Annotated in this window: 19 protein-coding genes; 8 read left to right on the top strand and 11 right to left on the bottom strand. The window is 64.2% G+C overall.

Annotation, left to right across the window (positions count from 1 at the left end):
• Positions 1-6: 6 nt before the first annotated feature.
• Complete coding sequence (locus OXG98_05075; protein ID MCY3771376.1) at positions 7-1,086, bottom strand: aminomethyltransferase family protein; 1,080 nt, start codon at positions 1,084-1,086, stop codon at positions 7-9.
• Between the two features lie 231 nt (positions 1,087-1,317).
• Between OXG98_05075 and OXG98_05070 the strand changes: the two genes are divergently transcribed.
• The 4 genes from OXG98_05070 (at position 1,318) to OXG98_05055 (ending at position 7,042) form a co-directional block, all read left to right on the top strand.
• On the top strand, positions 1,318-2,916 hold the full coding sequence (locus OXG98_05070; protein MCY3771375.1) for a His/Gly/Thr/Pro-type tRNA ligase C-terminal domain-containing protein: 1,599 nt from the start codon (positions 1,318-1,320) through the stop codon (positions 2,914-2,916).
• A 68-nt stretch (positions 2,917-2,984) separates the two neighbouring features.
• The gene (locus tag OXG98_05065; GenBank protein ID MCY3771374.1) at positions 2,985-4,157 is read left to right on the top strand and encodes a Gfo/Idh/MocA family oxidoreductase; all 1,173 of its coding nucleotides are present in this window, start codon (positions 2,985-2,987) and stop codon (positions 4,155-4,157) included.
• Positions 4,158-4,240: 83 nt separating this feature from the next.
• A complete protein-coding gene (locus OXG98_05060) occupies positions 4,241-5,242 on the top strand; it encodes a sugar phosphate isomerase/epimerase (GenBank protein MCY3771373.1) in 1,002 nt (333 codons plus the stop codon).
• Positions 5,243-5,332: 90 nt separating this feature from the next.
• Positions 5,333-7,042, top strand: coding sequence for a peptide ABC transporter substrate-binding protein (locus OXG98_05055; GenBank protein ID MCY3771372.1), 1,710 nt, complete (start codon positions 5,333-5,335; stop codon positions 7,040-7,042).
• Positions 7,043-7,145: 103 nt separating this feature from the next.
• On the opposite strand, the gene OXG98_05050 is transcribed toward OXG98_05055, so the two are convergent.
• The 10 genes from OXG98_05050 to OXG98_05005 form a co-directional block, all read right to left on the bottom strand.
• A complete protein-coding gene (locus tag OXG98_05050; protein ID MCY3771371.1) occupies positions 7,146-8,036 on the bottom strand; it encodes a phytanoyl-CoA dioxygenase family protein in 891 nt (296 codons plus the stop codon).
• Between the two features lie 35 nt (positions 8,037-8,071).
• Entirely contained in the window at positions 8,072-9,418 is a 1,347-nt protein-coding gene (locus OXG98_05045) for a hypothetical protein (GenBank protein MCY3771370.1), read from the bottom strand.
• 394 nt (positions 9,419-9,812) lie between these two features.
• The gene (locus tag OXG98_05040; GenBank protein ID MCY3771369.1) at positions 9,813-10,709 is read right to left on the bottom strand and encodes a tyrosine recombinase XerC; all 897 of its coding nucleotides are present in this window, start codon (positions 10,707-10,709) and stop codon (positions 9,813-9,815) included.
• A 6-nt stretch (positions 10,710-10,715) separates the two neighbouring features.
• On the bottom strand, positions 10,716-13,046 hold the full coding sequence (topA, locus tag OXG98_05035; GenBank protein MCY3771368.1) for a type I DNA topoisomerase: 2,331 nt from the start codon (positions 13,044-13,046) through the stop codon (positions 10,716-10,718).
• 41 nt (positions 13,047-13,087) lie between these two features.
• Complete coding sequence (locus tag OXG98_05030; GenBank protein ID MCY3771367.1) at positions 13,088-13,558, bottom strand: DUF494 family protein; 471 nt, start codon at positions 13,556-13,558, stop codon at positions 13,088-13,090.
• A gap of 148 nt (positions 13,559-13,706) precedes the next feature.
• Positions 13,707-14,729 (bottom strand): AIR synthase family protein, encoded by a 1,023-nt coding sequence (locus OXG98_05025; GenBank protein ID MCY3771366.1) that lies wholly within the window; start codon positions 14,727-14,729, stop codon positions 13,707-13,709.
• A gap of 96 nt (positions 14,730-14,825) precedes the next feature.
• The gene (locus tag OXG98_05020; GenBank protein MCY3771365.1) at positions 14,826-15,128 is read right to left on the bottom strand and encodes an integration host factor subunit beta; all 303 of its coding nucleotides are present in this window, start codon (positions 15,126-15,128) and stop codon (positions 14,826-14,828) included.
• Between the two features lie 40 nt (positions 15,129-15,168).
• Positions 15,169-15,801 (bottom strand): class II aldolase/adducin family protein, encoded by a 633-nt coding sequence (locus OXG98_05015; GenBank protein MCY3771364.1) that lies wholly within the window; start codon positions 15,799-15,801, stop codon positions 15,169-15,171.
• Between the two features lie 143 nt (positions 15,802-15,944).
• Positions 15,945-17,351: a hypothetical protein gene (locus OXG98_05010; GenBank protein ID MCY3771363.1), complete on the bottom strand. Its 1,407-nt coding sequence runs from the start codon at positions 17,349-17,351 to the stop codon at positions 15,945-15,947.
• The gene (locus OXG98_05005) at positions 17,348-18,130 is read right to left on the bottom strand and encodes a TIGR04282 family arsenosugar biosynthesis glycosyltransferase (protein ID MCY3771362.1); all 783 of its coding nucleotides are present in this window, start codon (positions 18,128-18,130) and stop codon (positions 17,348-17,350) included. Before OXG98_05005 ends, OXG98_05010 begins: the two co-directional genes overlap by 4 nt.
• Positions 18,131-18,443: 313 nt before the next feature.
• Between OXG98_05005 and OXG98_05000 the strand changes: the two genes are divergently transcribed.
• The 4 genes from OXG98_05000 to OXG98_04985 form a co-directional block, all read left to right on the top strand.
• Positions 18,444-19,415: a bifunctional oligoribonuclease/PAP phosphatase NrnA gene (locus OXG98_05000; GenBank protein ID MCY3771361.1), complete on the top strand. Its 972-nt coding sequence runs from the start codon at positions 18,444-18,446 to the stop codon at positions 19,413-19,415.
• Between the two features lie 48 nt (positions 19,416-19,463).
• Positions 19,464-20,288 carry a 6-carboxytetrahydropterin synthase gene (locus tag OXG98_04995; GenBank protein MCY3771360.1) on the top strand — a complete coding sequence of 275 codons (825 nt, stop codon included), beginning with the start codon at positions 19,464-19,466 and terminating at the stop codon, positions 20,286-20,288.
• Between the two features lie 5 nt (positions 20,289-20,293).
• Entirely contained in the window at positions 20,294-20,857 is a 564-nt protein-coding gene (gene folE, locus OXG98_04990; protein MCY3771359.1) for a GTP cyclohydrolase I FolE, read from the top strand.
• Between the two features lie 61 nt (positions 20,858-20,918).
• On the top strand, positions 20,919-21,750 hold an 832-nt coding region (locus OXG98_04985; protein ID MCY3771358.1), incomplete at its 3' end, for an FAD-binding protein.

Below are 21,750 nucleotides of genomic sequence, written 5' to 3'. Positions count from 1 at the left end.
GGGTGTTTACGGGGCGGGATCGAAGAAAGGCAGATCCACGATTTCGGCGCCGGCCAGGCCGCCGTTCACCACTACACCCACCGGTCCGCCCGACTCCCTGTATCTCCGCCGGACGAATCCCAGCGCGATGATGCCCTGTACCGCGCGGCCATGAACCGCCGTGGTGATCCAGCCGGCGTCTTTGCCGTCCTTCTGAATCGGGGCATTCCGTTCGGGCAGCGTTTCTCCTTCTATGGCGAGGCCCGACAGCAATCGGTTGGGGCGTCCCCGGTGTTCCATCATCACGACCGGTTCCTGGCCGATGTAGCACCCCTTGGCAAAACTGACCGCCCGGTCCTTCACCGCTTCGTTGGGAATGATGCGGTCGTCCAGTTCCGCCGTGCAGCGGGGGATGCCCGCTTCCACGCGAAGCACCTCGAGCGTATCGAAGCCAATGGGGACGCAGGAGGCGTCTCCCTCGCCGCCAAGCAATGCCTTCCAGATTTCATCCGCGCTTTCGGCGGGGACGTACACGTCGTAGTCCCGTTCACCCGTACGGCGGGACCGCGCCACGGTAACGGGCAGGCCGTTCCATTCGATCTCCACGTGTCCGCAGGGTGGCAGCGGGTCCACGGGGCCGGCCAGACTCTGCAGGCAGGCCTCCGCCTTGCGGCCGTACACGCCGATTAATCCGTACCGGGCGGTGACCTCCTCGATTTCGACGGCGTCAATGAGGGCATAGCGGTCTAGCGTGTCCCGCAGGACGCCCGCCATCCCCGGTTCCACGTCGATAAGCAGGTCGTCCGCACGTACATAGACCGTCATGTCCGAGATGATCTTCCCCTGGGGCGTCAGCATGCAGGCGTAGACGCCCTCGCCGGCGCCGAGTTGTTCCACGTCGTTGGTCACCACGCGGTGCAGGAAGTTTTGCCGGTCTGCGCCGGTCATGCGCAACTTGCCACGCTGGGAAAGGTCGCACAGGCCGGCCGCGGTCCGGACCGACCGGTATTCGGCGGCGGCGTTCCCGTAGTGGAGTACGGCCGGCCGGCCCTGGAAGTCGCCGGCGACCGCGCCGAGTTGGTCATGGCTTATGGTCGATTCATGCATCTGTACACCAGGCGTCGAATCAGGGTTCCGAAAGATGGGGATGCACCGAAAAAACGCTATGTATCAATGCGCGGGACCCCTGTTTATGTCAATCTATATTTTCGGTGCGCGGAGGGCCTTTTGGGTTGACACTCCGCGGGGTTTTCGTTATGCTGAACGCGTTATGCGCGGCGTGCCGAAAGCGCCGTACTGCCCGTCATCTCCCCGTCATTCGGATCGGAAAGGATCGCGGTGCCCGCTGTCTCGCTGGAACAACTCGTATCGCTCTGCAAACGCCGAGGAATCATCTACCCGGGCTCCGAAATCTACGGCGGGTTGCAGGGACTGTACGATTACGGCCCGGTGGGCGTCGAGATGAAGAACAACATCGTGGATTCCTGGTGGCGGCGCAACGTCTATGAACGGGATGACATGGAGGGGCTCGACAGCGCCATCCTGATGAATCCGCTGACCTGGAGGTATTCGGGTCACGAGGAGACCTTCGTCGACCCCCTGGTGGACTGCCGCAAGTGCCAGGGCCGGTGGCGCGCCGACCAGGTGGACGGTTCCTGCCCTGCTTGCGGTTCCACGGACCTGACCGAGCCGCGGCCCTTCAACCTGATGTTCAAGACCCAGGTGGGTCCGGTCTCGGAAGAAGACGCCTACGCATACCTGCGTCCGGAAACGGCCCAGGGCATATTCGTCAATTTCAACAACGTGCTGACCACCACGGCGCGCAAGCTGCCCTTCGGCATCGCCCAGGTGGGCAAGGGGTTCCGCAACGAGATCAATCCCCGCAATTTCCTGTTCCGCGTGCGTGAGTTCGACATGCTGGAGATTGAATACTTCGTCCATCCCGGCACGGAGGACGCGTGGCAGGACCGGTGGCTGGAAGACCGGCTCGACTGGTGGGAACACATCGGCGTACCCCGCGGCGCCATCCGGATTCACGACGTGCCGCGGGAGGACCTCGCCCATTACTCCAAGAAGACCTACGACCTGATGTACGGGTATCCCACCCTCGGCTACGAGGAGCTCGAGGGCATCGCCAGCCGGACGGATTTCGACCTGGGCTCCCACACGCGGTACCAGGAGCAGTACGAACTCACGGCGCAGGTGGCGGAAAACCCGTCCAGCACGACGCGGCTATCCTATTTCGATCCGCAGACGAACCGCCACGTGATCCCCTTCGTGGTCGAGCCGTCGGCGGGGGTCGGCCGGTGCCTGCTGGCCGTCCTCAGCGAAGCCTATGACGAACCCATGGTCAAGGCGCCGCCGGAGGACAAGGCCTCCGGGATCGGCAGCGGGCTCGAAGCGTTCAACGCCGCCGTTTCGGGAAACACGAAGCTGCCGGCCGACGCGCGGGACGCCCTGCTCTCCTTCGGTGAGTCCATTTCGAGCGAACTGCCCGAAAGCATGCCGCGCATCGACGCGCTCCTGGCCATGCCGGGCGCCGACCGGATCAAGGAAGGCAAGGCGCTGAGGAACCTGTCCCAGAAGGTCATCGGCGACCACTACCGGACGGTATTGCGGCTCAAGCCCCACCTGGCCCCGGTCAAGGTGGCGGTCTTTCCGCTGAAGCGGACCGACGACCGGCTCGCGTCCACGGCCCGGGATATCCGCAAGGCGCTGCAGTCCGGGGGCAGGATACGCACGGTATACGACGACACGGGCGCCATCGGTAAACTCTACCGGCGCCAGGACGAAATCGGCACCCCGCTGTGCGTCACGGTCGATTTCCAGACGATCGACGACCGTACGGTGACGGTCCGCGACCGGGATACCATGGCGCAGGACCGGGTGCCCATCGACGAGTTGAAGGATTACGTAGAGGAAAAGCTGGCTTCGTGAGCCGGACCGTCCGCTGAGGCGGTGAACGGACCGCCCCGGCGGCGCGCGAGACGAGAAAGGAGCAATACATGGCACGCAACGTCAACGTGGGCCTGGTGGGTTATTCATTCATGGGCAAGGCGCACAGCCACGCCTTCAAGGACATGTCCTTCTTCTTTCCGGATGCGGCCGGCGTGCCGGTCATGAAAGCCATCTGCGGCCGGAACGAGGAGAACGTCAGGGGCGCGGCCGCCGAGTTCGGCTGGGAGGGCTACGAGACCGACTGGAAGACCCTGATCGCCCGGGACGACATCGATCTGGTCGACGTATCGACGCCGGGCGACAGCCACGCGGAGATCGCCATTACCGCCGCCGAAGCGGGCAAGCACGTCTTTTGCGAGAAACCACTGGCCAACAGCCTCGCGGAAGCCCGGGCCATGGCCGACGCCGTGAACCGGGCGGGCGTGAAGAGCATGGTGGCCTACAACTACCGCCGGGTGCCCGCGGTCGCGCTGGCCAAGCGGCTCATCGAAGAAGGGCGCATCGGCGAGGTGTATCACTGGCGCGCCGTCTATCTGCAGGACTGGATCATGGATCCCGACTTCCCGCTGGTGTGGCGCCTGCAGAAGGAGAAGGCCGGCTCGGGGCCCCACGGCGACCTGAACGCCCACATCATCGACCTGGCCCGGTATCTCATCGGCGAGATCACCGAGGTCACCGGCATGCAGGAGACCTTCATCAAGGAGCGTCCCATCGTCGACGAGATCGATTCGGCCCTGGGCGCCAGCGCCGGGACTTCCACCCGCAGGGGACCGGTGACCGTGGACGATACGACCCTGGCGCTGGCCCGGTTCGAGAACGGCGCCGTGGGCTCCTTCGAAGCCACGCGGTTCGCCGGCGGGCGGCGGAACGGAAACCGTTTCGAGATCAACGGCAGCAAGGGTTCCATCGCCTTCAACCTGGAGAAGATGAACGAGCTTCAGTACTACAACCGGGAAGACGAGGACCACGTGCAGGGCTTCCGCGAGATCATCGTGACCGAAGGCGTCCACCCCTACATGGACCGGTGGTGGCCGCCCGGGCACATCATCGGCTGGGAACACACCTTCATCCACGAGGTGTACGATCTCATGCAGGCCATCGCCGGCGCCGACGACAACCTCCATCCGGATTTCGACGAGGGCGTCCGGGACCAGGCCGTGCTGGAAGCCGTCTCGCTGTCGGCGGAAAACGGTGCCTGGGTCAGGATCGCCGACCTGTAGGCCGCCGCCCCGTGCATTAGCTACCGGCGCGGGATGGAGAGGCGGACCCGCGTCGCAAATGAAACAGAAAGGAGCAACCGATCATGTCCCGTCCCGTAACGCTTTTTACCGGCCAGTGGGCGGACCTCACCCTTGAAACCCTCGCCGAGAAGGCGGCGGGATGGGGGTTCGACGGTCTCGAGCTGGCCTGCTGGGGTGACCATTTCGACGTCAATCAGGGCGCCGGGAGCAAGGCGTACTGCGAAGACCGCAGGGCGCTGCTCGAAAAGCACGGCCTGCAGATATTCTCCATCAGCAATCATCTCGCCGGACAGGCGGTCTGCGATCTGATCGATTCCCGTCACGAGGCGATCCTGCCGCCCCATGTCTGGGGAGACGGGGACCCGGAAGGCGTGCGCCGCCGCGCCGCCGAAGAGATGAAGCAGACCGCCCGGGCGGCCGCGAACATGGGCCTCGACGTGGTCAACGGGTTCACCGGTTCGTCGATCTGGCACCTGCTCTATTCCTTCCCGCCCGTGGACCCGTCGTCCATCGACGCGGGATTCGATGATTTCGCGGCGCGCTGGAATCCGATCCTGGACGTGTTCGACGAGGTCGGCGTGAGGTATGGCCTGGAAGTGCATCCCACGGAGATCGCCTTCGACATCTCGTCCGCCCAGCGCGCGCTGGACGCCCTGGGCAACCGCGAGGCCTTCGGATTCAACTACGATCCCAGCCACTTCGGCTACCAGGGCGTGAACTACGTGGACTTCATCCGGACCTTCCGCGATCGCATCTACCACGTGCACATGAAAGACGTCTGGTGGTCGGAACGCCCGACCCGGGCCGGGGTGTTCGGCGGGCACGTCAATTTCGGCCATCCCGACCGCTACTGGGATTTCCGGTCGCTCGGCCGCGGCAGCATCGATTTCGAGGAGATCATCCGCGCGCTGAACGAGATCGGGTACCAGGGCCCCCTCTCCATCGAGTGGGAAGACAGCGGTATGGACCGTGAGCATGGCGCCGAGGAAGCCTGCGACTTCACGAAGGGCGTCGACTTTCCGCCGTCCGACGTGGCCTTCGACGCCGCCTTCGCGGAAGAATGACCGATTGGCCTGCGGGCAACCTGCGGCGCCGGACCGCATGGACGGCAGGCAGCCCATGGTCCGGCGGTGCGTGGTAAACTTGAGGGGTCGATGCGTCGACGGATACACGCCCTTATCTGCACCGCGGCGTTTTTCATCGCGGCCTGCGGATCGCCGGGTGACGGATCCGGCGCCGGAACGCAGGCGTCGCGCGTCAATTCGGTGGGCCGGGAGCTGCCGGCCGACGCCGCGCCCCTGGGCGAGCAGTACATCCGGCTGAGCATGCTGGAGCCGTCCACCCTGGACGTGGGCATATCCCTCTTTGACGCCCAGTTCAACGCCTTCCTCTTCGAATCCCTGCTGGTCTTCGACGAAGACATGGAGATCAGGGGCGCGGCGGCCGAGTCCTGGTCCGTAGCGGACGACCACGTGACCTGGACTTTCAGGATCCGCGCGGGCGCGAAGTGGAGCGACGGCCGGCCGGTGACCGCCCACGATTTCGCGTGGTCCTTCCGCCGGCTGCTCGATCCCGCCAACGCCAACATCTTCGCCTACTTCTACTATCCGATCAAGGGCGCCCGGGCCTTCAACTCGGGGCAGACAAGCGATGCGTCGACCGTCGGCGTCAGGGCCGTGGACGACCGAACGCTGGTGATCGAAACCGAAGAACCCTGTTCCTATTTCCCCTACATACTCACCTTTTTTACCTCCGTGCCGGCGCCCCGGTGGCAGGTGGAAAAGTACGGGATACAGTGGTCCGAACCGGAATACTGCGTGTCCAATTCCACCTGGCGTCTCGCGACCTGGGACAAGAGCGTCGGCATGACCTATACGCTCAATCCCCACTACAACGGACCGTGGAAGGGATACCTCGAACGCATTGAGTTCACCTTCATCCTTCCGGGCTGGCGGGGCCTGCCCGCCTATGAAAACGGTGAATTCGACCGGATCGCCGTATTGGGCCCCGACTATCACCACGCGCGTATGGATCCCGCCCTGAGCCGCGAGCTGATCACCTACCCCAACTTCGGCACCTACTATACGATCTTCAGGACAACCGAGCCTCCCTACAATAACGTCCGGCTGCGCCAGGCCCTCGCCCACGCCATCGACCGTGAGGCCATCTGCAACGTCGTCCTGGGCGGCGGCGCCACGCCCGCCTACGGCATGCTGCCGAAAGGGTTTCCCGGTTACCAGGTGGAGCGGATCCGGAAGTACCAGGCCTTCGATCCAGAGCTGGCACGGCAGAGACTGGCGGAGGCGGGCTATCCCGGCGGCAAGGGACTTCCCCCGCTCGAACTCTGGGTGCGGGGCCAGCCGCCGACGCCGGACGAATGGAACGTGGTGGTCGCCATGCAGCAGATGTTCCGGGAACACCTGGGGATCAGAGTGAATCTCCGTCAGCAGTCCACCAACGCCTTCAACGCCTTCATGCGCGACCACGAGATCCCGTGGGGATTTCTCTGGTTCAACATGGACTACCCGGACCCCAGCGACATGATCGCCGTGCCGTGGCGCTCCCAGCCCGCGGGATCGGGCCGGCAGGACTGGCAACACGATGGTTTCGATCGCCTGGTGGATGCCGCCGCGCGGGTATTCGACGAGGACAGACGCGTCGCCATGTACCAGGATGCCGAGGTGATCCTGGCCGAGGAAGCCGCGGGCGTATTCCTGCACAACATGGTCAACGCGACCCTGGTCAAGCCCTGGGTCATGGGCATCGGGGAAAACCGGTTCGGCGACCGCAGGTGGAGCGGTTTCGCGCCGGCCTTCGCCACCCTGTACATCGGGGAACGCGGAGAAGCGTCCGGGCGGAGATAGGGACCGGGGCGGTGGTAGACGTCGGGCCGGAGGCGGGGTTCGGTGCTGAAGGGCTCGTCGCAGGAGGGCTCGATGCTGGAGTGCGCGGAGCCGGAGGCGGAGATCAGGGGAAGGGGTCCAGATCGAAACCGGATTCCGGCCGGATCCGTTCCGCGCCTTCCGGCCAGTCCACGGGCCATTTCCATCCCGGAATCTCCAGGCTTTCCGCGCGGACCCGGTGTGCGGCGGCCCGCCGGTGCTCGCCCGGCGGCGCCGTGCTGACCGCCGAACTGTGGAGCATGGTGGGGTAGTAGAAGGTGACGCTGCCCTCGCCCGCCGTGCAGTCGATGGCCTCGTGTTCGTGGGCGGCGACATAGTCCGCCAGCCCGCCCGGTCCGCCCGGCCTGGCTGCCAGTTCGAGAGGCCCTTCGAGATAGGATCCGGGGAGGACCTTCATGGCGCCGTTCTCGATGGTCTGCGGATCCACGTTGATGCGCACGATGATGGTCTTCCGGAAGTAGTCTTCCTTCCATTCGATATCGCCGGGCCGGACGTGCACGTGGCCGAACTGGGTCCAGTATCCCGTGAGGTCGGTGTCCCCGTCGTCCGGCGGATCGACGATGAAGAAGGTATCCTGGTGCCACCCGATCTCGGCGTCCCCGCCGGCCACCTTGTCGAACATCGTGCCGATGCTCGCGTGCCGGACCGGCTCTCCCAGCGCGCGCTCCAGCACACGGACGATGGCGGGATGCCGCGAGAACCGGAGCCCGCCTTCGCAAACGGCATAGAGTTCCCACAGCAGCCAGACCGTGTCCCTCGACTTGCCCAGAAGCTTGTCGGTCGGCCGCCCCTTGTAGGTCGCGACGCGGCTCGCTTCCTCGATGGTCCGGTCCAGGAGGGTCCGGAACTCCGCCGTCTCTTCCTGTGAAAACACGCCTTCGACGGTTACGATGCCCCGGGTCTTCAGGACATCCACCGCGTCCTGCAAAGTAAGGACGGTATTCCCGTGGTTCACGGACAGCTCCTTTCATGCACCGGGATGCTGACGGACTAGCGGTTCAGCCTGAGCGTTACGTCCTCCGTCTCCCACCCCGTTCGTATCTCCACGGTATCCGGGTGGACCATGGACCGTTCGGCGGGAACGAAGGGCATCGCGGAACCGAAATCATATCGTCCGTTTCCGTTCGCGTCGCGATAGGCCTGCAGGATGTACCGGCCTGGCAGGACGTTGTCAAACCGAAAATCACCCGGTCCGGCCAGTTCGATCTCCGACGAGGGGGCCGCGTCCCGTACGCCGTAAAGGGCGATCTCCACGGGCCCCGTGATCGCGGGGTCTTCATCTTCGAACCGCCCCGACAGTGTACCGTAACTCTCGGGATTGATGGTAGAGAAGGCGTAAGCGAGCGTATCGGGACGGTCGCCCGTGGCCTGCAGCGGCAGGTCGAACCCGTTTTTAACCAGGCCGGCCAGTACGAGGATCTCGTACTCGGCACTCGGCTGAAGCAGGGTATCGGGCCGCATCGCGGCGACCGTGGGGTTAATCCATCGAATCCCCCCGCCTGCCTCCAGGCCCGTGGAGTCCAACAGGACCACGGCCCCTTCCTCCATGAACACGGGCTCGCTGAAAGAGAACAGGAGCTCGGTGGACTGCGCGATATCCCGCGAACGGTTGCCCGGTTGAACCTCCAGGAGTCTCGGCCGCGGCGGGTTCTCTGTGGACGACCCGGTGAATTCGGCGGTGTTTTCCGTCGAGTCGATGGGTTCCCCCCAGGTGTTTTCCAGTCCGTTCACGGTCAGGAGATACGCCCTGTCGCGGACCTGGGGCGCCGTGGTGAGCACGATAGTCGCCGGGTCCGCCGGATCCTGGTACGCGGACGTGACCTCGAGGCTTTCTTCCTTCTCCACGCTGGTGATAACGTAGGCGTCGAGGTCCTGGACCTGGTCTCCGCGGGGTGCTTCGCTCAAGAAAACACTCAGTTCACGCATGTGGGAGGTCCGGACGGATGTCACGTGCATGGCGGCGGTGTCGTTTACGGCCATGCGGAACCACATTGGACCGTCCGCCATTTCCTCTTCAGACAGGACGACGTCTCGTGTCGGTACCCCGACCGGATCCACATCCGCGTCATAGAGACGGTCTCTGCCCTGGTCCAGAAAGGCGAAGAAACGGTAACGGTCGGTCGAGAGATGAGTAAAAGTAAAGGTACCGTCCCGGCCGGCCTGGATCAGGTAGTCCGGGGTCGTACCGGCCGGGTCTGGATCGGGCTTTCCGGAGAGGCTGTAGGCCCAGATGTAAGCATTCCTGGCAGGCCGGCCTTCGTGGACCACCAGGCCGCTGACCTCCCCCTCTTCGATGTTCGGGCCGGTCGACAGCGCATATACATAGGTGGAATCCATACGGTTCCCCCGCATGTCCCTGATGCCGGTGCCCCCGCATGTCCCTGATGCCGGTGCCCACCGGAATGATGTAGGTTCTCTCGCTCAGAATGGGCTCCTCGAACCGAACCGTAATCTCGTTGCCCCGCCAGTTCGCTTCGGCTTCGAATTCGACGATGGGCGCAATGAAAAGATTGCCCTCGATGGAACGGGGCTGGATGCGTTCGTTGAAGGTCAGCTTCGGGGAAACGTCCAACGGTACGTGGGTCGAGCCCGCCGGTGGATCGGTTTCCACCACGTAGGGCGGAAAGCGGTCCCGGGGGCCGCCGGGGGGCATGCCTTCGCGGGCGCAGGCCAGGGCGGTCATGCCGAACGAGACCATCAAAGCGAGAATGACCGGCGTCCGGTTCATAAATCAGGCGCGGGGATGCGCGTCGTCGTACGTCTTCTTGAGGCGGTCGAGGGCGACGTGGGTATAGACTTGCGTGGTAGAAAGCCGTTCGTGGCCGAGCAGTTCCTTGACAGCCAGCAGATCCGCTCCGGCGTCAAGCAGGTGCGTAGCGGTCGTATGACGGAGAACGTGGGGCGTCAGCCCCTGCTGGCTTATCCTGAGGCCATATCTTCCCAGGATGTACTGGACCCCGCGGCCCGTCAGCCTGCGGCCGTGTTGGTTAAGCAGCAGCGCGGTCGTATCTTCCCGCTCCGTTCTGATCAGCAGGGGACGGGCGTCCATATAGGATGCCAGCGCGGACAGCGCCTGCCCGCCCAGCGGTACGATGCGTTCCTTGTCCCCCTTCCCGATCACCCGGATTCGCTCTTCCGTCAGTTCGATCGCGCCGATGTCGAGTCCGACGAGTTCCGACAGCCGCATGCCGGCCCCGTAGAGCAGTTCCAGGATGACCGCGTCCCGCAGTCCGAGCACCTGGCTGCGGTCGGGCTGGCCGAGCAACGCTTCCACCTGGTTCCGGTCCAGGAACCGGGGCAGGTGACGGTCCCATTTCGGCGTGGTAAGATAGACGCACGGATTCGAGGCAACGACCCCTTCCCGGCAGAGGAAGTGAAAGAAGGACCGCACGGCCGCGAAACGGCGCGCGATGGTCCGCCTGCTGAAACCTTCCCGGTGCAGGTGGTGGAGGAATGCCCGCACATCGGACTTGTCGATGGAATCCGGTGCCGGCGTGCCGGTGCCGGTGTGGTCGGAGAGGAAAGACAGGAACTGGGCCAGGTCTCCGGCATAGGCCGACCGGGTGTGCCGGGAGTAGTTTCGCTCGATTTCGAGATGCTCAAGGAATTCGCCGACCTCTTTTTCCATGATCGGTCACGCCTCCTGGAACCTCTGGTCCGCATGGTCCGCATGGTCCGCATGGTCCGCATGGTCCGCATGGTCCGCATGGTCCGCATGGTCCGAACCGGCGGGTACCGGCTCGGCGGGCCGGGTCCGGTGCTTGCATTTCGGACACTGCAGCGCCGACCGGCCGGACCTTTCCTGTTTTTCGACCATGAGGGGATAATCGCAGCGGGGACAGCGGTGATCGACCGGGGTGTCCCACACCACGAACCGGCACTTCGGGTAGTTGCTGCAACCGAAGAAATTGCGGCCCTTCTGCGACCGGCGCGCCGTCAGGAACCCCCCGCAACCTTCTTCCGGGCAGTTGACGCCGAGGTTGACCGGCCGCGTCTGCCGGCAGCGCGGATATCCGCTGCACGCCAGGAACGGGCCGTACCGCCCGGTTTTCACGACCATTTTCTGACCGCACTTATCGCATACTTCGTCGGAGTTCAGGCCGGCGTTCTCGCCGTCGTTAATCGGTCTGGTGTTCCTGCACGCGGGAAATCCCCCGCACGCCATGAAACGGCCGTTGCGCCCCCACCTGATGATCATGGACTTGCCGCACTTCTCGCAGGTCTCGTCCGTTTCCTCCGTCAGCGTGCTTTTCAGTTCCGATCGCTGGGCGTTAACGGACTGAAGCCGCGCATTGAAGGGCTGGTAGAAATCCACCAGGGTGCCGGTCCAGTCCAGCTCGCCCGTTTCAATGCGGTCCAGCGCGTCTTCCATCCTGGCCGTGAACGCCACGTCGAACAGGTCCGGGAAGGCCATGACCAGGATACGGTTTACGGCCATGCCCAAGTCCGTGGGCGTGAATCGGCCCTGCTTCATGGCCGCGTACTTGCGCATGCGCAGCGTGCTGATGATCTGGGCATACGTGCTGGGCCGGCCGATCTGCCGGACCTCGAGTTCCTTGACGAGGCTCGCCTCCGTGTACCTGGGCGGAGGCTGGGTGAAATGCTGCTTCGGCTCGAGTTTCTCCAGGGCGAGTTTTTCGTCTTTCCGCAACTCAGGCAGGGATTTCTCGTCCTCTTTCTGTTCAGCGTCTTCGTCGACAGGTTCTTCGTAAGCCTTCAGGAACCCCGCGAAGGTCGGCACGGTACCCGTGGCGCGAAACAGGTACTTCCCGGTCCGGACGTCCACGGTGGTAACGTCGAAACGGGCCGCCCGCATCTGGGAGGCCACAAAACGCAGCCAGATCAGTTCGTACAGCTTGTACTGGTCCGGCGTCAGGAAGGACTTGAGCTTTTCCGGGCTGCGGTCCACCGCTGTGGGCCGGATCGCTTCGTGGGCGTCCTGGACTCCCGGCTTGGTCTTGAATCTGCGAGGCTTGGGGGGCACGTACTCGGCGCCGTAGACTTCGGCGATCAGGCCTCGGACGGCCTCGACCGCTTCATCCACGATGCGGGTCGAGTCCGTCCTCATGTAGGTAATCAGCCCTATGGCCCCCTCGTCCCCCAGCTCGATGCCTTCGTAGAGTTGCTGGGCGATCATCATGGTCTTCTGGGTGGTGAACCGAAGGCGCCTGGCCGCGTCCTGCTGCAGGGTGCTGGTGATGAAGGGCGGATAGGGATTGCGCTGCGTGCGCTTCCTGGTGATGTCGTCGATCTCGAAGGCCTTCCCGCGCAGGTCGTCGATCAGGCCCCGGGCCGCCTCCTCGTCGGGGATATGGAGCTTCTCCCCGCCGGAACGGATCAGTTTCACCGGGAATACGGCGTCCCGCTCCGACCGGAGGTGAGCCGCTATGGACCAGTACTCTTCGACTTCGAACTTCTCGATCTCGGTTTCCCGTTCGCAAATCAGCCTCAGCGCCACCGACTGTACCCGGCCCGCGCTCAATCCTCCGGTGATCGTCTTCCAGAGAAAGGGGCTGACCTGGTATCCGACGAGACGGTCCATGACGCGGCGCGCCTGCTGGGCGTTGACTTTCTGCATGTCGATGGGGACGGGCTTGTCTATGGCCGTCCGCACCGCCTGAGGCGTTACTTCGTGGAAGAGGACCCTTCCGACTTCCTTCTTGCCGCTGCCCAACTGGCTGGCCACGTGCCAGGCTATGGCTTCGCCTTCCCGGTCGGGGTCCGTCGCCAGGAAGATATGATCGGCCGACCGCGCCGCGCTGCGCAGCTCCTTTACGACCTTTTCCTTCTCCGGAATCGTGACATACTCGGGCTTGAAGCCATTTTGGACGTCGACCCCCAGGCTCTTGGGCGGCAGGTCCCTGACATGGCCCACGGACGCCATGATCTCGAAATCCTTGCCCAGGTACTTTTTAATCGTACGGGCCTTGGCCGGAGATTCCACGATAACAAGTGATTTGGGCATGTTTGTGCGTAGTCGCGCTGGGGATGATGGAGGGGCTGTCTCTAGTTTCCGATTATGCCGTCTTCGAGGTCGTCGGGCAACCAGATCATGACCTGGCCGGATTCCGATTCAAGCAGGATCGGGGCGGCGATGGTTTTGATGTCATCCCGGGTGACGGAACGGGCGCCCGTCAGCATGGCCCGTTCGATGATCAGCTCGGTCTGCGTATCGTTGATCAGGCCCAGTTCGCGAAGCTCCAGCAGGTAGCCGTACGCGTCCGGCTGGATCATCAGCTGTTCCACGGCGTGCAGAATCCGGTTGGGTTTGGGCTGGAGCGGCTTGGTCGGATCGACCACGACTTCCGCCTGCGCCTGGAGGCGGTCGAACAGCCAGGCAAAGGCCGTGTTGACCTCCTGCTGGGTATAGCCGTGACCGACCAGCGTCTGGGAAACATCGGCGATGTCGTTGAAGCGGCCCTTTTCATCCTGCATGTGCTTCATGAGGAAAACGATGATTTCCATCACTTTTTCCATGATGCCCTCCTGAAGGAATGCGAAGACGGTAACAGGACCGGGCCGGCCAACTACCCCTTGCGGCACGCCGTGTTTCCAGCTTTACGATTTGCAAATCTAATCTTCCGGGGGGTTGCATGCAAGTGCTTTTTCCCGGACCGGGATGCGGTCACGACGCTTCGAATACCCTGCCGATTTCATCCCGGTCGAAGGCCGGGAGATCGACGAGCGATCCATTTCTTCTGAGTCGAATCCCGAAATCGGGAGGCCGTACGGACCCGATCGCGGTGGCCGGGATGCCGGCTTCCGAGAGGCGCGCGACGACAGGCTCCGCGTGGTCCGGATCCACCACGATGAGCAGGGCGCCCGATGCGATGACGCCAAGGGGATCCAGGCCATAGAACGTGCAAAGGGCGTCCGATTCGGGCAGGAGGGGCACCCGGTCCTCCTCGATGAGCATGCCGACCCCGGAAGCAACGGCGATTTCCCGTAATCCGGAAGCCAGTCCGCCCTCCGTCGGATCGTGCATGGCGTGGACGCCGCCGGTTTCCATCGCGATACGGGCTTCCCTGACCACGCTGAGGCCGGGCCGCCTGAGGTACCGGCGGCACGTCTCGAGGAAGTCGTCGGAGAAGCGGGCCCTGAGCTCGTCTCCATTTTCCATGGCGATCAGGGCCGTCGCCTCGATGGCGATTCCCTTGGTCAGCAGGATCTGGTCGCCGGCGCGGGCGCCGGATCCGGAAACGTATCCGTCGGGAGTCGTCTCCCCCAGCATCTGCCCGATCAGCAGCGGCCGGTCCAGGCCGTGGGTTATTTCGGTATGTCCGCCGCAGAGCGTAACGCCGAGCTCGGCGCAGGCGTCGGACAGTCCGGCGAAAATGCGGTCCACCAGTTCGGGGCTCGTTTTCGCTTCCGGGAGCAGTATGGTCGTGAGGAACCACCGGGGCGCCGCGCCCATGGCGGCGACGTCGTTGGCGTTTATGTTAACGGCGTACCAGCCGATCTCTTCGGTGGCGAAGGTGATGGGGTCCGTCTTCGTTACGAGTACGCTGGAGCCGAATGAGATGACCGCCGCGTCCCGGCCGATACCCGGGCCCACGAGCACTCTGGGGTCGGTACCGGAAGCATGGCGGCGCAGTATGCGGTCCAGATCATCCGCGGGCAGCTTGCCGACCGGGTAGTAGGGAGGCATGTTTCGCTGATCGGAGTGGAGGGGTCGAACCCCGCGCGCCTTGTGCGTTCCTGTGGCCGCGGCCGGGCCGACCGGATTCGACAGGGCCCGGCCGGACTAATCCCGCCGCTTCCGCTGGGCGCGCAGCGCTTCTTTGAGTATCTTGCCCGGCTTGAACTTGGCCTTTCGCCGGGCCGGAACCTCGATGGTGTAACCGGTCCGCGGATTGCGTGCCGCCGGCTTCGGACGGGTATTCTTGATTTCCAGGGCGCCGAATCCCCTGATCTCGATCCGGTTGCCTTCGACCAGGTTTTCCCGCATGATTTCGAAAAGCGCGTCGATCACGGGATAGATCTGCGTCTTCTTCAGTCCCAGCGTCTCGCTGATTTCATTGACCAGTTCTCTGCGCGTCGTGGTCATGTAGGTTCCTCGGCCCGGAATCCGCGTTTCTGGCGGGCGATTACGGCCGGCCGTATAGTTGGTGCAACTTGTCCACGCGCTCTTCGTCTATGGTGTTGACCCGGCCGAGCATGCGGGCTACGAGGGCGATCCGTGCGCAGTGTTCCATGGTTTCCATCTTGTGATATGCCGCGACGATATCCGGCCCCAGGGTCAGCGCGCCATGGTTTTCCAGCAGGACCGCGTCATAATCCCGCACGTATTGTCTGAGCGATTCGACCAGTTCCATCGTCCCCGGCGTCCCGTAGGGCGCTATGGGTACGAACCCGAGGGAGACGATCACCTCGGGCAAAAGGGTGTCGGGCAGATTTTCGCCGGCCACGGCAAACCCCGTCGCCGTCGGCGGATGGGCGTGGGCCACGGCGTGTACGTCCGGACGCTCGCGGTACACCATCAGGTGCATTTTCATCTCGGACGACGGCACGTAGTTTCCGGAGATCACCCTTCCGTCATAGTCGACGACGATTAGCTTTTCGGGGGTCAGGAACCCTTTGCTGACACCGGTCATGGTGATCAGCAGACGGTCTTCGGACAGCCGTACGCTGAGGTTTCCGTCATTCGAGGCTACGTACCCCCGGTCATACATCCGCTTGCCGACGTGGATCACGTCGGAGATGGCTTGCTCAGGATGCAAGATAGCTCATTTCCATGTGAATGAGTACGGACTTCAGTGGTACGGCTTCGAATATATCCGGCCCGCCGTTCACGTACAAGTATTATTATTTCCACGAGTTATAAGTCGGGCCTCACGATGCGCGCCACGTCCGGAACCTGAAGTTATAAGTCGGGCCTCGCGATGCGCGCCACATCCGGAATCCGGCATTTCTCCACGCCGCGCATGTCGATCCGGATACCGTCCCGGCAGCAGTCGACAAGCAGCGCCGGGGTCCCTTTCAACCAGCGCCGCGCCAGGTCTCCGGGCCGCATCCCCGCGGGCCGGACCGATACCGCGAAGCTGGCCATGCCGTCGCCGGGGAGGCGGTACGTCGTAAGATGCGCCTGTCCTTCGATCACGGAACACGCCGCATGGTGCCGGCCGTTTTCCGACAGACGATCCAGAAGCTGCCGGGCCCGGGCGCCTACCTCATCACGGGATGCGGCCAGCATGTGGGCGGCCGGATGGCACTCGAGGTCGCAACGGCTGTCGGCCAGTTCAGCCAGCCTCGCCTCCAGTCCCGCCCGCACGTGCCGGGAGGCCTGCACCGAGGGCCACAGGCCGTGTCTTCTCATACGCGCTATGACGCGGCGGCTTCCGATCAGCAGGCCGCAGGGCGGTCCGCCGATCAGGCCGCCGCCGGCCATGACGATCAACGGTGTGCCGCATCGGACGGCTTCCGCGACGGAACACGCGGACGGATACGCGGCGGAAGGGACCGGGCGCAACGTCGTATCGCCGGCGAGGTGAAGTACCGTGGCGCCGGAATCCGCTCCGGCCCGAACGATTTCTTCCTGTCCGGCTTCTTCGGTGAAACCTCGAAGGGCGTATGTAGACGGACGGGCCGTGACGATCAGCGCGGTCCGGTCGCGCACGACGGAAAGGTAGTCGGACAACCGGGTCTTGTTGGTGGCGCCCGTCTCGACCACGCTGGCGCCCGCGAACTGGCAGACCGCCACCGGATTCACGGGGCGCCTGTCGTAAGGTGCGTCGATCAGCCCCGACTGGCCGCGGTTGATGACGACTTCCGCCCCTTCCGCGAGGGATCGTACCGCCAGAAGGAAGGCGGCGGAGACGGAACGGGCGACCAGGGCGTCTTCGGCGCCGGTCAACTCGCGCAGCAGCCTCGCGGTGCGGCCGGTGTCCTCGAATGCCGCGAGCGTGAGCGCCAACTTCGAAGCCCTCCGGGCGGCCGTCCCGGCGTACCGGTCCCGCGTCAGTGGATGGAAGAGGATGCCGGAGGCATTGATCAGGTCCCCGTCCGCTGGACGGACTTCGCTCTCCAGGAGTGCGGCGACTCCTTCGGCGAGGGTCCCCGGCGCCAGCCAGGCCGACTGGCACGCCTCCGCCTCTTGCGGACGGAACCGGAGCCTGTCCCGCGTGTCGCGCAGCACCTTGCGGATCGCGGTATCGATCTGCCGGTCCTCGAATCGGTCGCGCAGCGCCCTGATGCCGGACTGGCGTTGCAGCGCGTGCACGGAGGGCAGGCGGGCGAGCAGAAGTCTCAGGTCTTCCCGACCGGGTTTCATGCAGGGTTCCTTCCCCGGGTGACAGCCTCCAGCGCGGACTCCGTGTGGCGCCCCGTTACATGATCGCCACTGGCGCGCAGCGACCGTATGTCGCGGGCGATCCGGTCCAGGTCGCCGGGACGGTCCACGTCGTGCCAGGTCGGGAGTTCATGGCAGGACAGCCCACATGCCCGGATCGCCGCCCGGGTCTGTCGCAAAACGCGGTCCGTGCCCCAGTGAATGGACTCGAACAGGCTGGCGTAACGGCCGGCGGCCCTCCCCCCGTGTCCCGATCTCCCCGGTCCGCCCGGTCCGCCGGGTCTGCGCAGTCCGCGCAGTCCGATCAGGTAGTAGCCCCCGTCGGCGGCGGGTCCCAGTACGACATCGTGACGGTCCAGCGAATCAAAGGCTTCTTCGACGAAAGCGTGGGGGAGGAGGGGGCTGTCGCCACCCAGCACGACCGTTTTGTCCCACCCCTTTTTCAGGAACACCGCGAAGGCGTTCGACAACCGTTCCCCGAGATGGCCGCCTTGCTGGCCGAACCAGTTCACGTCGGGACCGCCCGGTCCGCCCGGTCCGCCGGGTCTGCGCAGGGCGGACTGCAGTTCCGCCAGCCCGTCATCCGGTGTCCAGGCGACGAAGAGGGATGTGCCGGTGACCCTTTGCGCAAGATGAAGCGTGTCCAGGATGAAGGCGGAATAGAGTTCCGCCGCCTCGCCCATCGAAACCCGCGGGGTCAACCGGGTTTTCACCGTCCCGGGCCTCGGAGCTTTCATAAACAGGACGAGTGCGTTCGGCATGGGCGTGTGCTGGACAGGAGGCTGAGGGGAAGGCCGGATCCGCCGGGAGGCGGCAAGGCGTTGATACGATGGGTTTCCGTAGATTTCATGCATACTACCCGGCGGAACGCGGCGTGTCAATTAAAACGCTTATTTATCAATCATTTAACCTGTTCCCGATCTGCTTCAGGCCAACGATTAACCTTGACACGCAAGGCGAACGGAGATTATTTTCGGCGTTCTTACCGGTCGTCAGGTCCCCCGATTCATCGGAGCGGAGTCAGGCAAGGACGCGTTGCGCGGCGTCGTCAGGTCCGACCCATGGAATATGGCCATGTGGGATGAAGTCAAGGCAGTCATCGAGTCGAATCAGTCCTTCGTAATCTCCAGTCACGTCAATCCCGACGGGGACTCGATCGGGTCCGCCCTGGGGGTCTACGAGTGTCTGAAGGCCCTGGGGAAGGACGCCGTCGTCGCCATGAACGACGCCATCCCCGATGCCTATGCCTGGCTGGACCCCGATGGGGATATCCTCGCGCCCGCCGCGGATGCGGACATCGAGCGCCTGGGTTCCGTGGACGTGGTCGTCATCGTGGACGCCAACGGGTGGGACCGGCTGGGGCGTCTGCGGAAGCCGCTGGAGGAATCGGCGGCGGCCAAGGTCGTGATCGACCACCATCCCTACAGCGAACTGATTACGCCGGTCTCGGTGATCGAGACGAAGGCGTCTTCCACGGCCGAACTCGTCTACGATCTGATCGACTCGATGGGCGCGCCGCTTACGGCGCGGGCGGCGGACGCCCTGTACACGGGCATACTGACCGACACCGTGTCCTTCCGATTCGCCAGGAGCGCGCCGTGCGCCCACATCGTCGCGGCCCGGCTTCTGTCCGCCGGCGTCGATCCGTCCCGGGTCTACGACCAGATATACCATCGCAACACCGGAGCCCGCACCCGTCTCATGGGCCGCGCGCTTTCGGATATACAGTTCACCGGGTGCGGCCGCATCGCCTGGCTGACCGTAACACGGGCCATGATCGAGGAAACCGGCGCGTTGTCATCGGATACCAGCGGTTTCGTGGACGTGACCATGACCATTGCCGGAATTGAAATCGGGATCATTTTCGTGGAAGCCCGGGACGGCTCGGTCCAGATCAGCTTGCGGTCCCGCCCGGAAATCGACGTCAACCAGATCGCCGTCGGCCTGGGCGGCGGGGGCCATAAGAACGCCGCGGGCGCCGTGTTCGACGGTACGCTCGGGCAGGCTGTCGAGGCCGTCACGGCGGCCGCCGTCGCCGCACTCTAGCGCGGAAGTCCTTCCCCTCGGCCCACCGACCGTCGAACCCTTCGAAATATGATGCTCCTCACCCGAAAAGCCCGGTTCTCGGCGGCGCACCTGTGCCGGAACCCGGAATGGCCGGAAGCCAGGAACAGGCGGGTATACGGTGCCTGCGCCATCGGCAGCGGCCATGGCCACGACTACGTGGCCGAATTCACCTTCGGGGGGGCGGTCGACCCCCGGACCGGCGTCGTCCTGAACCTGACCGAAGTCAAGCGTCGACTGGGCGACGTGATCGAACCGCTGGACCTGAGCCACCTGAACCATGACCACGGGGCGCTGGGCGGTCCGGCGCCTACCAGCGAAAGACTCGCCCGCCATCTCTGGCATGCGCTGGGAAGCGGAACCGGCCCTTGCAGGCTTACGAGCGTCCGGCTCCATGAAAGCCGGACCAGGAACATTGAATACACCGGAGACGACAGCATGGTCTACGTCACGAGAAGCGTCGAGTTCAACGCCGCCCACCGCCTGCACAGTATAAGGTTGAGCGACGAAGAGAACGTGCGTATATTCGGTAAGTGCAACAATCCGCACGGACACGGCCATAACTACGAGCTGGCCGTGACGGTCCGGGGACCGGTGGACGAAGCGACGGGAACGGTCATCGACATGGGGCGTTTCGATGACATCCTCCGGCAGGAAGTCGTGGATCGTTACGATCACCGGCATCTGAACCACGACCTGGAGGAGTTCCGGACGGTCAATCCGACCTCGGAGGAGTTGCTCAGAGCGATCTGGAAGCGGCTGCTTCCGTATTTCGAGAACCCTTCGCTCTATCGGATTCGCCTGGTGGAGACATCCAAGAACGCCTTCGAGTACTTTGGCGAAGAGGAGCGGTAACCACGATGGACCCGATCGAGGGATTGACGCGGTCGCTGCTCGCGGAAATCGGCGAGAATCCGGACCGTGACGGACTCAGGCGGACTCCCCACCGCGTGGCCCAGTCCCTGCGTTTTCTGACCCAGGGCTATCAAAAAAGCATTGAAACCGTCATAAATAACGCTATCTATGAGGAAGACTACGATGAGATGGTGCTGGTAAAGGACATCGAGTTCTTTTCGTTGTGCGAGCATCATCTTCTGCCGTTTTTCGGCCAGTGCCATATCGCTTACATTCCCAACGGCAAGATCATCGGACTGGGCAAGATCCCCCGCATCGTGGACGTATTCTCGCGGCGTCTCCAGCTGCAGGAACGCCTGACCTCTCAAATTGCCCAGACCCTTCAGACCTGCCTCGATCCCCTGGGGGTGGCCGTTGTCATGGAAGCGGGCCACCTCTGCATGATGATGCGCGGCGTGGAGAAACAGCACTCCAAGGCGACGACGAGCGCCATGCTCGGGGTGTTCCGGGACGATCGCAGTACCCGGATGGAATTCCTCGACCTGACCAGATCGAAGCACGGCGGGTAGCGCAGCGCCCGGCACGGCGTTGCGTGCATGCCGAACCGCCCAGACCGACAGGGACGTCCTGATGGATAAAGACCAACTCGTGAATCGGCTCGCGGACGCGCTGGGCCGGGAGAACGTCATCGACGCCCCGGACCAGCTGATCGTCTACGAATGCGACGGGCTGACCATCGACCGGAACGCCCCCCACGCCGTGGTCTACCCGACCACGACGGAGGAGGTGGCGGCCGTTGTCCGGATCCTTCACGACGCGAGGGTGCCCTTCGTGGCGCGCGGTGCGGGCACCGGGCTGAGCGGCGGAAGCCTGCCGCCGGACGGCGGGGTCATGATCGCGCTGACCAGGATGAACCGCATCGTGGAGGTGGACTTCCGGAACCAGCGGGCGCTCGTGGAGGCCGGGGTGGTCAACCTGCACCTGTCGAAGGAAGTCGGACCGCGGGGATACCATTTCGTGCCCGACCCCTCGAGCCAGTACGCCTGTACCATCGGCGGGAACATCGCCGAGAACTCGGGCGGCCCCCACACCCTGAAATACGGCGTGACGACCAACCACACCCTGGGCGTGGAGGTGGTGCTGCCGGACGGGCAGGTCACGTGGTTCGGCGGCAAGGCGGACGACGCCGTGGGTTATGACCTGCGCGGGCTCCTCATCGGCTCCGAGGGCATGCTGGGCATCGTCACGCGGGCCTGGGTCAAGCTGACCCGCCTCCCGCAGGCGTGGCGGACTTTCCTGGCGGTTTTCGACACGGTGGAGGATGCGTCCCGCGCAGTCGCCGGCGTCGTGGCCCGCGGGATCGTTCCATCGGCCCTCGAGATGATCGACAAGGTCGCCATCGGCGCCATCGAGGCGGCCTACCACTTCGGTTTTCCCCTGGACGCCGAAGCCGTGCTGATCA

The sequence above is a fragment of the Gemmatimonadota bacterium genome (genome assembly GCA_026706345.1).
Classification (GTDB): Bacteria; JAAXHH01; JAAXHH01; order JAAXHH01; family JAAXHH01; genus JAAXHH01.
Note: the sequence above shows the minus strand (reverse complement) of the source record. Positions and strands in the feature narration are given on the sequence as shown.